Origin of the sequence: Dongia rigui, from assembly GCF_034044635.1 — a bacterium.
GTDB classification, from domain to species: domain Bacteria; phylum Pseudomonadota; class Alphaproteobacteria; order Dongiales; family Dongiaceae; genus Dongia; species Dongia rigui.
The window spans coordinates 312,020-326,891 of the sequence record NZ_JAXCLX010000004.1 but is presented as its reverse complement, the minus strand read 5'-3'; the positions used below and the strand labels follow the sequence as shown (position 1 = coordinate 326,891).

Here is a 14,872-nt window from a genome sequence, read left to right as displayed (position 1 = left end):
GCCGTTCAGGCCAATGATTTCTCGTAGATGCGGTAGGTCTTGTAGACCTTGCCACCGACACCTTCGATGACGCGGCGCATCGGCATATTGTCTTCGAGAATCCAGGACATTTCGACGCGTTCAAGGCCACGCTTCAGGAACGGCGCTTTCAGGCGATCGAACATCAGCGGCAGCAAAGTGGCTCCCAGCACGGAGCCGTGGTGCTTGCGGCGAATGCCCATCAAGGGAATGCGGCTGGTCTTCAGCTTGTTAGCCTTCAGGCGCCACAGCAGTTTGAGGACATTGAACGGCAACAGGCTGCCGTCGAAATCGCGGATCGCCTCCATGAGGTTGGGGAGACAAACCAACATGCCGGCGGCTTCGCCTTTAACTTCGGCGATGACGACCAGATTGGGGTCGATGAGCGGCTTCATCGATTTGGCCGCTGCAGCGATCTCGTCCGCCGTGAAGGGGATCATGCCCCAATTATCGGCCCAGGCATCGTTGAAGATGTCGAGGATAATGCCGAGATCGCGGGTGTAGTTCTTCATATCGAGGCCACGCATGCGGATAGTGCCGTCCGCCTGCAGCTTTTCCAGCATCCGCGACGAGCCGACCGGCTTGTAGGCGGTCTTGTCGAGATCGTAGGCGACGACGTCCTTGAGCTTGGCAAAACCAGCGGCCTCAACATGCCGCCCTGCGTAAGGTGCGTGATAGGGCATCATCAACATGGGCAGGCTGTCGAAACCGTCCACCAATAGGCCGGTCTCTTCATTGGTGCAGAAGCTCAAGGGACCGACCATGCGGGTCGAACCCTGTTGGCGCAGCCAGGCCGCTGCAGCGTCGACGAGTGCCTGGTAGATCGCCGGGTCATCCTCGGCATCGATCCAGCCGAAATGGCCGGTACCGGGGCGCAGCTTCTGTTCCAATTGGCAGATTTGCGCCGACACGCGGCCGACAACCTTGCCGTCGCGCTTGGCGATAAACAGCTGCGCCTTGGCATGGGTGAAATAGGGGTTCTTGGTCGGCGAAAGGACCTCAGCCCGCTCCATGTCGAGCGGCGCGACATAGCCTTTGCTGCCGGAATAGAGCCGTTTTGGCAGTGCGATGAACGCCTTCAGCCCAGCCTTATCGGTGACCGGAACGACCTCGATCGCAGCCATGGTCTGTCGCTTTCATCTATGATTCTGGAACGCGTTATTCCGCCGGGTTGTTCGTCGACCCGCTGCGGAAGCGGCGCGGATTGTTGTCGCCGCGGGTGTCGTTCGATAACTGCGCCACCCAGGGATAGCGCTCTGCCATTTCGGCGGTGTAGCCGATGTTGTGGACTGTTGGGCTCCGCGGCATCGCGCTCGCCTTGGCGTAGTAGGTCTTGCCGAGTTTGTCCCAAAAGAAATTGGTAATGCCGTAATTGCCCTGCTCATTGTGGAAGTGGTGCCACAAATGCTGCTGCTTGATGCGCTTCAAGAAGGGATTCTTTGGCGTTGTGTTGAGATGCTGCACGCAGTGGCAGAACTCGTAGAAGCAGGTGGTGAGCAAGCCACTGGCAAAAGCCATTGCGGCACCGGCAAGGCCGCCGACGGCGTAGCCGATCGGCATGGTAACGAGGGCGATTGTCGGCAGCGTCGTGTAGAGCGCGCCGAACAATACAACGAGGTTATGCGGATCCTGGTGATGGTCGAAATGGATCCGCTTCCACACCTTGGCGGTCAGCGGCGATTTGTAGAGAAACTGGCTGTGGAGCACCCAGCGGTGAAGCACGTACCAGACCAGCGGATAGATCAGAATTGTGAGGCCGATGGCGGCCAACAACGGCAGCGGGCTTTCGTACCAGTGCCACACGAAATAGAAGCTCACTGCAGCCACGCCGAGATAGGCATGGACGGAGGGATAGGTTGCAAAAGCGCGCACGAGGTCCGCGAGATTCATGCGATCAAGATTATGGGTCCGGTTCTTCCAGAAGCCGAAACGAAGCATGGCGGTCGACTCGCTCATCAATTTTGGCTGGGGTGTAGCTGGGCGGTAATCTAGTTGGATCAAGGTTTTAGGGCAAGCAAACGATGGCCGTGCGCGCCTTGGCCGCGGCATCAAACCGGTTCGGCCGGTGCCGGGTGGAAGGTTGCGAGGATCCAGATCGTTCTGCCGCCATGGTAAAGGCAGGTAAGCGCCTGCCACAGAACGATGAAATAGAACGCCTCGAGCCCCCATCCCACCGCATAAGCCACAGTAAAAAGCGGCAAATTGATGTTTCGGCGGGAAATGAAGGTCCGGACAATGGCGTCCATGGCGGCGTGGGTGTGCAGGCCGCGCTTAAACTTGGCGCGGTAGACCGCGAGAATGAGCCGGTCGAGGATGTAGAGCGCGAGCATGACCCAGGCTGCCTGCCAAAGTGGCTGGCTCAAATCGGCGGCGGCCCACCCGCCCAGCAGCCCGATGGCCCAGCCGAAATACCAGAACGGCGGATGAACGATATCGAGGCCATGGTCGAGAACGTTGCCGATGGCCGAATCCGTGAAGGTCAGCCGCGCCAGCTTGCCGTCGACTGAATCCAGTACGCTCATGCCATAGGCGCAGGCAAACCCCCACCAGAAATGGCCGGTCGCAAAGAGCGGTACGGCGAGGACGGTGAGGATGATGCTGACGATGGTAACCGTGTTGGGATGGATACGCGCCCGCGCCAAGGGTGGCACCATGGCCCAGACCAGCGGCGGATAAACGTACTTCGTGAAGAAATCGGTCGAGCCCTTGTAGTTCGACCAGAATAGGAACCTCTCGACGCTGTTCCGCTCGGCGGCATTGGTCACCGAGAACAAGTAAAAGGGCAGAGAGCGGCGCAACTTGGCAACGAAGGCGGGGAAGTCGTCTTGCCGGATTTCGGTGAGGGGGGCTGTGACCGCATCAAGGGTCGGCGCCACGAGGATGCGCGATGCGTCCACCGGTTCGATCCGCGCGATGGTCGCTTTGTTGGCGCGTACGGCGCAACTGCCAGACCGGTCGGCCAGATAGCGGTAGAGCCGGCCATCCGCGAGGCTCGCGGCGTCGGTTGCCAGCAGCGGTTCGTTTGCCGCCAACGCGGCGCGCAGGCGGTCACCGCAGGTACCCTCGCCAGTAACAACGCGCACGGGGCATGCCAGGCGTGGCTCGGCGACCCAGTCCGGAACTGGTCCGGCGCCCACATCGATGATGACTTCGCTGAGGTCGATCTTTTGATGCCGCACAGCTTTGAGATGGCGCTCGATCAGGTCCATGCCAAAGACGCGCTCGGCGCTGCTGCGCCCGGCGTCGATCCACAATTTCATGGCTCAATAGCCTTCTTGCTTGATGAGCCAGGCGCCGCCAATGGCGGCGAACAAAAGGATCGGCAGCCATGCCGCCAGGAACGGCGGAACGGCACCAGATTCACCCAGCGACAGGACGAGGCCGTCGGTGAGGAAATAGAGGAAACCCAGACCGAAACCGACCGTCATGCCCATGGCGAGGCCGCGTTCGCGCCGATGCAGGGAATGGGCGACAGGTGCGGCGAGGAGGATCATCAGGATCGAACTGACCGGCAGCGCGATGCGTTTTTGCAGCCAGGTTTCGTAGAAATAAGTCGGCCGCACCCCGACTTGTGTGGACGAGATGAAACCCCAGATCTTCCCCAGGGTCATCGCCTGAGGCTTTTCGACCAGGTCCGAAAATTCGGCCGGTGTCAGCTGCGTCTGCCAATCCCAGTTCTGGGTGTGCTTGGTTTGCGCCGCGTCACCTTCGGGAACCACTGTCGTCCAGACATCACTTAGATGCCACAGACCGGCGGCGGCGTCATAGCGGGCATCGTTGGCGAAGACCTGCCGAATGATCTTGCCACTGTCGGCGCGCTCGTAAATGCGCAGGTGACTGAGCACGGTACCGTCCTGGCCGACGGCGCCAGCCTCCACGACCGACTTACCTTCCTGCACGAAGAGGGGCTCGTCCTTCGCCTCGTTCTTCGACTTGGTGCGTTCGACCGACAGGTCCTGTTGTATCAGCGCTTGAATCGACAGCGGCACAATGCGATCCGCCAGGAAGAAATGGAGGATCGCCACGATTCCAACGGCTGGCAGGAAGGCCCATAGCACCGTGAAATAGGGCGCGCCCGCAGCCTTGTAGGCCATGATCTCGTTGTCCCGCTCCATCTTGCCGAGGGTCACGAGGGCGGCCATGAGGACGGCAAAGGGAACGAGGAACGACATGATCTCCGGCAAGCGCAGCGCCGCATATTCGAACACGGCACTCATCTGGCCCATATGGTCTTCAAGGATGTCGGCGCTGTTGTTGAGTAGATCAAACAGCTGCAGCAAAGCTGTGAAGCCCGTCAGAAGCAGGAGAAACTGCCACAGAAAGCTCTTGAGGACGTAGCGGGCAAACGTGTTCATTCCGCCGCCCCTTGCGAACGACGCGGCATGATCCTTTGCACGCGATTCCAGATCCAGCCGGAGCCGTCGGAAATCGATTCAAAGACATGCGCCAGGGGATCGGCGCCTGGGCGGGAATTGGCGAGATAGAACAGCCACGTGCTGACACAGCCGAAGACCACGAATGGCAGCCACAACGCAATGGCAGACCCGGTTATGCCGCTGCCGACGGCATCCCGGCCGAACTGCAGAATCTGGAAATATGCGACCAGGAACAGGATACCGACCAGCATGCGGACGCCCTTGGAGGTGCGGCGGGAAGAAACACCGATTGGCATAGCCAGCAGCGGCAGGAAGATGATCGATAATGTTCTCACCAGCCGGCTGTTCAATTCGCCCTTGATGTCTTCGATGTGAAGGCCGGTCGGGGTATTGAAATAGGCGTGAATGAGCTCGAAGAAATCGAGCTCGCTTTCCCGCTCGCCGCGATTTCTAAAAGGCTCGGGGGCCACGGTGTCCATCGGCAGTTCGAGTTCGGTAAAGACCACGGCCTTGGATTGATTCGTACCTGGCGTGGTTTCGGTGCGGACGCCATTGTGCAAGGTGAGGACGAGAGAGAGGTCTGCATTGCGCTCCAGCTGACCGCTTTCTGCCGTGGTAACCAGATCCTGGCCGTTCTCGTCCACTTCCTTGACGAATATCTGCGAGAGCTTGCTGCCGCCTTCGGAAATGTCGCCGATCAGGATCGTCTTGCCACCAAACCCGCTGAAAAAGGCACCGCGCTCGATGGCTGAGTCCCAAGCCGTTTCGACGACCAGGTGAACCAGAGCGCGATAGGCAAACCGGGTATAGGGCTGCAGAAAGCCGATGAGATAGGCACTGACGATCGCCAGCACGACTGAAAGGGCCAGAATCGGCATCAGCAAGCGCCGAAGCGAGAGGCCGCTCGCGCGCATGGCGTCGAGTTCGCTGTCCGAGGAGAGGCGCATGCTGGCATAGAGCACGCCAACAAAAAGGGCTGCTGGAACGGCTATGCCGAGATAATGCGGTACCAGATTGGCCAGCATCTTGAGAACGATGTTGAGCGGTCCGCCGCGGTTGGCGAAAAGGTCGAGCAAGCGGATCAGGCGCTCGAGGAGCAGGGCCGCCATGGCGATCCCAACGGTCGCCAGCAGGGGCAATGCGACCCGTTTCAAAATATAAATGTCGATGCGCAGAAACTTCATGAAAACGCTGCTGCCTCAAGCCAAATCGCGGCGCGGGTATACATCAGGCGGCCGCTCCGGCTACCGGGACATTGGGCGATACTAACAAGGGAATCGCCATTGACATACTGCCTTGCGCCGCGAAGGCATTCTGGGCCGCGTTGAGGCCACGGATGTCGACGTCGAGCCGCCAGGAATCGGCCTGCCTGCTGACTCGGTAGAGGTGATAGCGAGAGGCGTCTTTGTGGCCTGCGGCGACGGCCGAGGCGGACGGCACGCCGATGACAGGAATTGGTCCCTTCGCCGTGTGGATCCTGCCTAGTCCGGAAACGTGGGTGTGGCCATGCAGCACCAGTTCTGCACCGGCTTCTGCGATGACCGCCTGAAAATCCTTGGCGTCCAACAACGATTTGCGCTTATAGGCGCCGCCGCCAAAGGGCGGATGATGGATGAGAACAACGCGAAAGAGGCCGCGCTGTCCAAGGGCCAGCAATTGCCGGCGCAGGCGATCCAATTGCGCTGATCCCAGGCGGCCTGCGGCAATGAAGGGTGGCATCGGCACCGCCGTCGATGTCCCGATCAGGGCGATTTCGCCAAGGTGTCGGACGAAGGGGAAATCGCTGCTGGATTGAGGCTCGGATGCATGGTCGACGCCGTCACGTTCGCCAGCCATGTAGGGCGCCCATTGGGCCAGTGATTCCGACCAGGGCATATCGATGTAGGCATCGTGATTGCCGGGGATGACCGTGACCTTGTCCGCGGTCCCGACGCTTTGCAGCCAACGCGCTGCGGCACGGAATTCCGCCGGAAGCGAGATGTTCACCAGATCCCCAGTGATCGCGATATGGTCGGGCGCGTGACGCTTCAAATCCTCGACCAGCAGTCTCAAGACTTCCGGCTTGTGGATATCCACGCGGTTGCGGGTCCAGGAAAAGAATCCTGAAAGCCGCTTGTTGGCCAACTCACGCCACCCGGCGGCGGGCAGGGGACCCAAATGGGGGTCGCTGAAATGTGCCAAGGTATAGGCAGTCACAGGGTATTCCTTGCAGGATATGCTGGTCGGCCGGCCGCCCTTTCCGGGTGCCTTATCTGGGCCGATTATCTCGTCTGGTCAAGCTTCTAACAGCAATGTGTCGAAGCGTCGGATTTGGCTAGACGGCGTTACCCAATCGGCGCTAACAAAGCCTCTCACAGGCGCTAAAGACGATAAAATATCATGATAGTTCAATCGGATAGAGGATTGCTACCAATCTTCGTCCACGAGTCGAATGAGATCGTCTGGGGGCTGACGCCGAAAGCGCGTCTGGAGCGCGCCCTGGCGCGGGTGGGGGGCTACTCAACTCCGCTGGTTTTTCGGTCCGACGTCATTCTGGACGAGGCCCTGGTGAAGGCCCTTGTCCAGCAGCCGGGTCGGGCATTGATTGACGGTCGCGGTCGGCCCGTGGCCGTGCATTGCGCCGACAGTGCCCAACTCGGTCAGGCAAGGACAGCTGTTGAAAGCGGTCGCCGCCAGGATCTTCCTGCCGGTTTGCCGTGTCTCGACGCTGCGGGACTGGCCAGCAACTACAACAAGGCGCTCCGCCGCAAAGGGGCGCCCTATATCTTTGCCCTCGATGAGATGACCGCGCGCGATATCGAACGCCGCATGTATCTCGAATCGTACAAGGGTGTCACCGACGTCGTGACCAAGCATGTCTGGCCGGTGCCTGCGCTTTATGTGACGCGTTTCTGCGCACGCTATGGCATTTCGCCCAATATGGTCACGCTGGTGAGTTTCATCTGCGTGCTGTTGGCCACCTGGGCCTTTTGGATCGGTGCGTTTGGCACAGGACTCATTGCGGCCTGGGCGATGTGCTTTCTCGACACGGTCGATGGCAAGCTGGCGCGCGTCACGTTGACCTCAAGCAAATGGGGCAACGTGTTCGACCACGGTACCGATCTGGTCCATCCGCCTTTCTGGTATTGGGCCTGGTATGAAGGCCTGGGTGGGGCGGCGGCCGTTGCTCCCTGGACTTTCTGGGTCATCATCGCCGGCTATATTCTGGGACGCGGCCAGGAGGGGCTTTTCATCTGGCAGTTCGGCATTGAGATGCACATCTGGCGGCCGCTTGATTCCGCCTTTCGCCAGATAACAGCGCGACGTAACCCAAACCTCATCATTTTGAGCATCGCGGTCATCCTGGGGGCGCCGGCATTGGGATTCGAGGTCGTCGCCTGGTGGACCATTCTTTCGTTTGTCTTCCATTGCCTGCGCATTTGCCAGGCCTTCGTTGCCAGGGCGCGCGGCCAGAGGCTGCAGTCGTGGCTGACCGAGGCCGTGTGACGAGATGGTACGAATTGGTGTCATCAGCAACGCCCACAGCAAGCGCAACAAGGTGTCGATGCGTGAAATCCACCAGTTGCTGGCGGAGCACCCGCAGGTCAAGCACCACTCATTCCACCACATCAACGAATTGCCGGGTTGCCTTGCTGAGATGGCGGCGGCTGGGGTCACCCATCTGGTCATCAGCGGCGGCGACGGGACGGTTCTTGCAACCGTATCCGCGCTGCTCAACAACAGCCCATTTGCCAAGCAACCGTGCCTCAGCCTGCTTTCGGCCGGGATGACCAATGTGATCGCCCATGAAGTCGGGCAACCAGGTTTGCCTGCCGAGGGGCTTCAGCGACTGGTCGCGCAGGTCGAGGCGGGCCGCGAGGGTGACGTTCTGGAACGCCCCGTGCTGTCGGTCGATTTCGGCGACGGGCGGGTCATTGAACGTGGTTTCCTGGTCGGTGGGGTCGGTTTCTATCAGGGCACCCAGCTTGTACGCCGCGATATTCATTCGCTGGGCGCAAAACAAGTCTTTGCTGCCAAGCTTGGAATCGCCTGGTCGATTTTGAAAATTCTGATGTTCGGACCCGGTCCGCGCTCCGGCTTTCACGGCGAGAGCCTGGGCCTCACCATCGACGGAAAACCTGAGCGTCGCGATTGCTTCATGTTCCTCGGTTCGACGCTCAATTCGGTCCTGCCGGGTGTGGCTCCTTTCTGGGGCGAGGGGCCGGGACGCCTGCAGTTGACGACGATTGACTCGCCGCCACGTCGCTTTGCCGCCGCGGCACTTTCGGTCCTGCGCGGCAAGCCGAAGGCCTGGATGACGGAGGCCGGCTATCTTAGCCGGCGCATGGAAAAGCTGGAGCTTGATATCAAGAGCCCGCTGATGATTGATGGCGAATGTTTCCAACCACCGGCGGACGGCCACATCGTGATCTCGGCCGGGCCGGTCATGCGTTTCCACCGGTTCTGAGCTAGAAGGGGCTGCGCGCCACATGGCACCGACTGCACTCGCTGCGCTGATCGGCGCCGAATTGCACACACCGGTTGCCGCGGCTGCGCGCGCCATGGCGGAGCATTGCCGGGCGCGGCACGGCACGGCGGCGATTGCGGTCCTGTTCTATGGTTCGTGCCTGCGGCAGCCAGACCAGTTGCTGGGTGATGCGCTGCTCGACTTCTACGTCATCGTCGACGATTACCGGGCGGCATATGACAAGCGGCTGCTGGCTCTTGCCAACGACCTTCTGCCGCCAAATGTCTTCTACGTCGAATTGCCGTGGCAAGGTCTGCAACTGAGAGCGAAATACGCCGTCATATCATTGCGGCAATTTGCCGATGCTTGTGCCCCGACCGCGCAGAATGTCTCGATCTGGGCGCGATTCTGCCAGCCCACGCGCCTCATCTGGTGTCGCGATGCGGGCACGGATGCGGCACTGACGACCGCCTTGATGCAAGCATGCCGCACGATGTTCCGGAATGCAGCGCCGCTTCTTGAAGGATCTGCGGCGGGGGAGCCGTTGACGGTCTGGCGCGAGGGCTTCAAGGCCACCTATGCGGCCGAGCTGCGCTCTGAGAAGAGTGACCGCGCGCTGGCGATCGTTGCTGCCGACGAAGAGCGGTATCGCGCGATCGGTAACCTCCTGTTGGCGGAAGGGGCGGCAAACGGCATCTCGCGCGAAGCGGCGATGGCAAATTGGCAGGGGCGTCGTTTGTTGGGAAAGACGCTCAATTACTTGCGCCTGATCAAGGCTGCCTTCACCTTCGACGGTGCCGTCGACTATGTGTTGTGGAAAGTGCGGCGTCATTCCGGCGTCGTCGTGCCGGTCAGCGATTGGCAGCGGCGCCATCCCTTGCTGGCGGCACCGGCCCTGGCGTGGAAGCTTTATCGCCGGGGCGCGTTTCGATAGTGCAAGCGGGATTGGAGGAAGGCATGGCGACTGGGGCAGCTCTCTATTTTTTGGCCATGGCGCGGAACAATGCCTGGGCCAATCATCGCCTCCTGCAGGCGTGCAAAGGGCTTTCGGCAGCCGAGTTCACCGCCGAGCGTACCAGTTTCTTCCCGTCGATCGTTGCCACCTATAACCATATCCTTGTCGTCGACTGGTTTTATGTCGATGCCTTGGAAGGCGGCACGCTGGGACCGAAGGCGTGGGAGAATGAGATACCGTTTCCTAACTTCGGGGACTTTGATGCTGCGCAACGGGGCGTCGATCGCCGGCTGATCGCGCTGTGCAGCGGGCTCGACGACGAAAAGCTCGCCGCAGAGATTCGGATGCACCGCGCATCACATGTACAGTTCGACCGTGCCGATCGGGTTCTGCTGCATCTCTTCGAACACCAGATCCATCATCGCGGCCAGATCCACGCGATGCTGGCCGGCAGCCCGGTGAAGCCGCCGCAGCTGGACGAATTCTTTTGTGCAGGCGATGCCAAGTTCCGCGCTGACGATATGGTGGCACTCGGCTGGACAGAGGAAGATGTGTGGCGCGGCCTAGATGGCCGCTGACGAGAAAAGGGCCGATGCTTTCGCATCGGCCCTATGAGACAGGTCTTAGGTTACCTACTCGAGAAACTTATTCAGCGGCCACCGCGTGGGCGGGCGACTTCAGCAGGCCCAGATCGCGGCCGACATTGGCCAGGATCGACACGACACGCTCAAGCTGCTCGGTGCTGTGCGCGGCGGAAACCGAGCAGCGGAGCAGGGCAGTGCCCGACGGTGTCGCCGGCGGCAAAGCCAAATTGACGTAGACACCATTCAGCAGGAGCGCGCGCCAGGCGCGGGCGGCGAGAGCCGGATCGGTGAGGTGAATGGCGACCACCGGCCCCTTCTGCTTGCCGACGGTGAAGCCGGCATTCTGAGCGCCGTGATAAAGCGTGTCGACGTTCTGCCACAGCTTTTCCATCAGACCCGGGTTGGCGCGAAGCTTTGCCAGCGACGTCCGCACCGAGGCGATCGTGGCGGGCGGCAGCGAAGCCGTGAACATGTAGGGGCGGCAGGCAACGCGCAGGACGTCGAAATCGTCCATGTTCGAAACCAGGAAGCCACCCACAGCGCCCATGCTCTTCGAGAAGGTACCGGTGATGAAGTCGACTTCTTCCAGCACATCGTCATGCTCGACCAAGCCTTGGCCGGTCTTGCCGAGGACGCCCATCGAATGAGCCTCATCGACCAGGATATAGGCATTGTGCTTCTTGGTGACGGCGACGAATTCCTTCAGCGGCGCGTGGTCGCCCAGCATCGAATAGATGCCTTCAACAACGACGATCTTGTTGCCGGGCTGATCGGCGAGGCGCGCGAGGCGCTTGTCGAGATCGGTCGGGTCGTTGTGCTTGAAGCGGATCACGGTCGCCGAACCCAGCTTGCAGGCGTCATAGATGCTGGCATGGCTGTCGGCGTCGATGATCAGAAAATCATCCGGACCGGCGAGCGTCGAGATGGCGCCGAGATTGGCCTGATAGCCGGTGGTGAAAACCATGCAATGCTTCTTGCCGTAGAAGTCGGCGAGATCGGCCTCAAGCGCCTTATGGTCGTTGTACGAACCGTTGGCAATGCGCGAGCCGGTGGTACCCGTACCACTCGTCTCAAGCGCCTTCTTGGCGGCCTCGATGCAGTCGGCGTCGAAGGTGAAGCCGAGATAGTTGTTGGAACCGCAGAGGATTGTGCGGCGGCCTTCGATCATCGCCTCGGTCGAGGAGACGATCTTGTCCATCTTCACGCCGAACGGATCGGCACCGCAGGTCTTGACGGCGGCATGCAACTCGCGCTGCGCCTTGAAACGATCCATCAACCCCATCTTACGCCCCCTTCTTCGAATCAATCACGGTCTGGGCAAGCTGCCCGACCGTGGCAATCTCTGGCACCATGTTGAGCGGGATGGAGACGTCGAATTTGTCTTCGAGTTCCATCAGCAAATCCATGACCGCCAGCGAATCCATGTTGAGGTCACGGGCGATATCCGTCGCCGCGGTGATCTCGATATCGGACTTCTTGAACGGCACCAGCGCGGTGGCGATATCCGCCACGACAACCTCGAGAGTAAAATTTGAAAGCTGCGCTGCACTCGCCGTCACGATGCCGGACCAATCTGTTCTTGTTGTCGAATCTGTTAACGTTGGGAACCGTTTAGGCAGGAAACCGACTCACGCCGGTGTGCCTGATGAGGTTGTCGTAAATTTCGCGGCTAAAGTTAAATGACGAATTGTTACCGAATGTAACAAGTCAGCGATTCCAGCTGATTAGGCCACGAATCTCGTCTTAAAGAAGAGCCTCGGCGCGGTACCATTTGAGCGTGTCCGCGAAACCCTCGCGCAAGGCAAAGGTGGGCCGCCAAGGAAGGAGTGTGCTCAGTCTCACGCCGGAGGAGGCCCAATCGGGGTGGTAAAGCTCTGAAATCTTGTCGAGAGACAGGATTTGAGGGGTTCCGCTCAACCGCGATACGACGGTCACCGCACCGGCGATGCCGGTCATCCAGGGACGGGGGAGGCGCACGGCCCAGAGGCGATTTCCGAAGCATTCGCCAAGAGCATGGTTAATTTCAGCCCAGTCGTGGCCGTTGGGGTGCTCGTCATCGAGTTCGATCACGCGCTCGGACCAGACCTCGGTCGAGAGTAGCGTGGCGACCGCCGAAGCCAGGTCGGCCACGTGCAGTGTCGAGGCACGGCTGCCAGGGCTGGCTGGGTAGGCGAGGAGGCCAAGTTTCGCGGCCTTGAAGAGCGGCAGGAGCGCCACATCGCCGGGGCCATAGACTGCGGGCGGTCGCAACGCGACCCAGTCGCGGGCGCCAGCGAGCGCCGGCAGCTTGTCTTCGCCCGCCCGTTTGCTGGCGGCATAGGGCGAAAGCCCAGGCTCGCGCGCTGCCAATGACGAGATATGGACTAGGCGCGCCTGGGGCGCTGCCTTTTGGGCCGCTTCCAGCAGCCGGACCGTGCCGCCCTCGTTGACGTCGAAGAATTCGATGGGTGTCAGCGCCTTGGTCAGGCCGGCACAATGCACGATGGCATCGGCACCACGGACCAATTGTTCCAGGCTGGCGCGGTCGCCCATGTCGCCGAGGACGACCTCGATCGGATGGTCCGGCATCAGCGCGTCCTGCGGCATGCGCCGGGTCAGGATGCGGATGCGCCAGCCCTGATGCGCCAGGTGGCGTAGGATCGCCGCGCCGACGAAGCCGGTGGCGCCGGTGACGACAACCAACCCTGCCATCAGCGCGCCATCGCCAGCGAATTAGGCGCTGATGCCAAGGTCGGCGTCCGCGTAGAGACCTTGGAGGTAATTGGCCTTGGCCTTGGCGCGCGAGAGTTTTCCGGACGAAGTCTGCGGCAGGCCTTTGGGCGGCACCAATTCAACGCGCGCCTCCACACCCATCGAGCGCTGCAGCAGGCCGGCAATGTCCTGTTTCAGCTTGGTGCGGGCGGCAAGGTCGCTGATGCGGCACTGGATCAGGACAACGACCTGCTCTTCATCGTTCTCGCCCAGCACGGAGAAGGCGGCGGCATCGCCCCGGCGCAGATCCGGCAGAGATTCCGCCGTCCATTCGAGATCCTGCGGCCAGATGTTGCGGCCGTTGATGATGATGAGATCCTTGGCGCGGCCCGTAATGACGATCTCGCCGTCGATGAGATAGCCAAGATCGCCGGTATCCAGCCAGCCATCGGCGCTCAACGCCTCGGCCGTCAGTTCCGGCTGGCGGAAATAGCCCGCCATGACACTGGGACCCTGGAAGAAGATGCGGCCGATGCGGCGTTCGGGCAAGGCGCTGCCCGTCTCGTCACGCACCTCGAAGCGATGCTGTGCCAAGGCCGGCCCGCAGGCGACCAGGCTGCGGGCGGACTTGCCCGGGGCCACGGGGTTGGCTTCCTGATTTTCCAGGCCGGCGCGATCGATATGGTCGACGCGGTATTCACGGTCGAGCGGCGCAAAGCTCATGGCCAGCGTCGTTTCTGCCATGCCGTAGCTCGGCACGAACGCCTTATGCTGGAAGCCGAATGGCGAGAAGGTCTCGCTGAAGCGGCGGAGGATGCCGTCCTGCACCATGTCGCCGCCGATGCCGGCGCCACGCCAAGACGAGAGGTTACCGGCAAAGTCACTCTCGCCGCGCATGCGCTTGACGCAGAGCTCGTAACCGAAGGTCGGTGAATAGGAAAGCGTGCTGTGGTTCTCTGAAATGAGCTTCAGCCACGTCAGCGGGCGGCGCGCAAAGTCGCGCGTGGCGACGTAATCGACGGAAACCTGGCCCGTCGCCGGCACCAGCAGGAACCCCACCAGGCCCATGTCGTGATAAAAGGGCAGCCAGGATGTGCAGCGATCACTTTCGACGATGTTGAGGCCATGGTGGGTGATGGCATAGGCATTGGCCATCAAAACCCGCTGATGAATCTCGATCCCCTTCGGGAAGCGCGTCGATCCGGAAGAAAACTGCAGATAGCTCGGCTCATCGGCAGCAAACGGGCGCGGTGTGCCTGTGTTGGCCGGCATAGCTGCAAGATCAGCCAATGTCCCGACCAGGCGCAGATGCGGCAGGCCTTCGGCAGCCTCGGTGAGAAAGCCCATCAATGAGGGCGGACCCAGTGCCACGCTCGCATCGCAGCCCGACAATTGCTGGCGCAATTGGGCGACATAGGCCTCGCGGCCGCCGAGGCTGGTCGGAATGGCAACGGGTACGGGCAACAATCCCGCATATTGCGTGGCGAAGAAGGCAACCACGAAATCGGGATCGGTGTCCGCGATGAGCACAATGCGTGAGCCGCGCTCCAAGCCCAGGCCGGCGAGTCGCTGCGCCATGTCCCGCGCCCGGTCGCGCAGTTCGGCATAGCTCAGCACAGTGGCAAGGTCGCCCTTGGCCGTGTAGAAATTCAACCCCGTGGCGCCGCCAGCGGCATAATCCAAGGCTTCCCACAGCGTGTCGAAACTGCTGCGGCGATGCTTCAGACTGGAATTCGTGGTCGGTGTCGCTTGCAAGGTCATCTGGTCTGGGCTGTTTTTTTCTGGCTCGGACTTGGAATAA

The 14,872-nt window shown here is 61.0% G+C and carries 14 protein-coding genes; 4 read left to right on the top strand and 10 right to left on the bottom strand.

All coding sequences use genetic code 11. From position 1 onward, the window contains the following. Positions 1–5: 5 nt before the first annotated feature. From SMD31_RS20340 to SMD31_RS20315, 6 genes are all read right to left on the bottom strand, one after another. Positions 6–1,142, bottom strand: a complete 1,137-nt coding sequence (locus tag SMD31_RS20340; RefSeq protein ID WP_320502770.1) for a dATP pyrophosphohydrolase — start codon at positions 1,140–1,142, stop codon at positions 6–8. A 34-nt stretch (positions 1,143–1,176) separates the two neighbouring features. Next, positions 1,177–1,956: a sterol desaturase family protein gene (locus SMD31_RS20335; RefSeq protein WP_320502769.1), complete on the bottom strand. Its 780-nt coding sequence runs from the start codon at positions 1,954–1,956 to the stop codon at positions 1,177–1,179. 110 nt (positions 1,957–2,066) lie between these two features. Beyond that, complete coding sequence (locus SMD31_RS20330; protein ID WP_320502768.1) at positions 2,067–3,278, bottom strand: CDP-alcohol phosphatidyltransferase family protein; 1,212 nt, start codon at positions 3,276–3,278, stop codon at positions 2,067–2,069. 3 nt (positions 3,279–3,281) lie between these two features. Next, a complete protein-coding gene (gene lptG, locus SMD31_RS20325) occupies positions 3,282–4,373 on the bottom strand; it encodes an LPS export ABC transporter permease LptG (RefSeq protein ID WP_320502767.1) in 1,092 nt (363 codons plus the stop codon). Continuing rightward, a complete protein-coding gene (gene lptF, locus SMD31_RS20320; protein WP_320502766.1) occupies positions 4,370–5,578 on the bottom strand; it encodes an LPS export ABC transporter permease LptF in 1,209 nt (402 codons plus the stop codon). The genes lptG and lptF overlap by 4 nt, the downstream gene beginning before the upstream one ends. A gap of 43 nt (positions 5,579–5,621) precedes the next feature. Then, a complete protein-coding gene (locus SMD31_RS20315) occupies positions 5,622–6,590 on the bottom strand; it encodes a metallophosphoesterase family protein (RefSeq protein WP_320502765.1) in 969 nt (322 codons plus the stop codon). A 183-nt stretch (positions 6,591–6,773) separates the two neighbouring features. Here SMD31_RS20315 and SMD31_RS20310 point away from each other — a divergent pair, with 183 nt between their 5' ends. The 4 genes from SMD31_RS20310 to SMD31_RS20295 are packed head-to-tail and all read left to right on the top strand — an operon-like array spanning position 6,774 to position 10,374. Next, the gene (locus tag SMD31_RS20310; protein ID WP_320502764.1) at positions 6,774–7,880 is read left to right on the top strand and encodes a CDP-alcohol phosphatidyltransferase family protein; all 1,107 of its coding nucleotides are present in this window, start codon (positions 6,774–6,776) and stop codon (positions 7,878–7,880) included. A gap of 4 nt (positions 7,881–7,884) precedes the next feature. Beyond that, entirely contained in the window at positions 7,885–8,841 is a 957-nt protein-coding gene (locus SMD31_RS20305; protein WP_320502763.1) for a diacylglycerol/lipid kinase family protein, read from the top strand. A gap of 22 nt (positions 8,842–8,863) precedes the next feature. Further along, positions 8,864–9,775 (top strand): hypothetical protein, encoded by a 912-nt coding sequence (locus tag SMD31_RS20300; protein ID WP_320502762.1) that lies wholly within the window; start codon positions 8,864–8,866, stop codon positions 9,773–9,775. 11 nt (positions 9,776–9,786) lie between these two features. Continuing rightward, a complete protein-coding gene (locus SMD31_RS20295) occupies positions 9,787–10,374 on the top strand; it encodes a DinB family protein (protein WP_320502761.1) in 588 nt (195 codons plus the stop codon). A gap of 67 nt (positions 10,375–10,441) precedes the next feature. Here the strand turns inward: SMD31_RS20295 and spt are convergent, their stop codons facing one another. From spt to SMD31_RS20275, 4 genes are all read right to left on the bottom strand, one after another. After that, complete coding sequence (spt, locus tag SMD31_RS20290) at positions 10,442–11,662, bottom strand: serine palmitoyltransferase (protein WP_320502760.1); 1,221 nt, start codon at positions 11,660–11,662, stop codon at positions 10,442–10,444. A 1-nt stretch (position 11,663) separates the two neighbouring features. Then, positions 11,664–11,891: an acyl carrier protein gene (locus SMD31_RS20285; RefSeq protein WP_320502759.1), complete on the bottom strand. Its 228-nt coding sequence runs from the start codon at positions 11,889–11,891 to the stop codon at positions 11,664–11,666. Between the two features lie 232 nt (positions 11,892–12,123). Beyond that, complete coding sequence (locus SMD31_RS20280) at positions 12,124–13,071, bottom strand: NAD-dependent epimerase/dehydratase family protein (RefSeq protein WP_320502758.1); 948 nt, start codon at positions 13,069–13,071, stop codon at positions 12,124–12,126. Positions 13,072–13,092: 21 nt separating this feature from the next. Then, complete coding sequence (locus SMD31_RS20275) at positions 13,093–14,832, bottom strand: fatty acyl-AMP ligase (RefSeq protein WP_320502757.1); 1,740 nt, start codon at positions 14,830–14,832, stop codon at positions 13,093–13,095. Positions 14,833–14,872 lie beyond the last annotated feature (40 nt).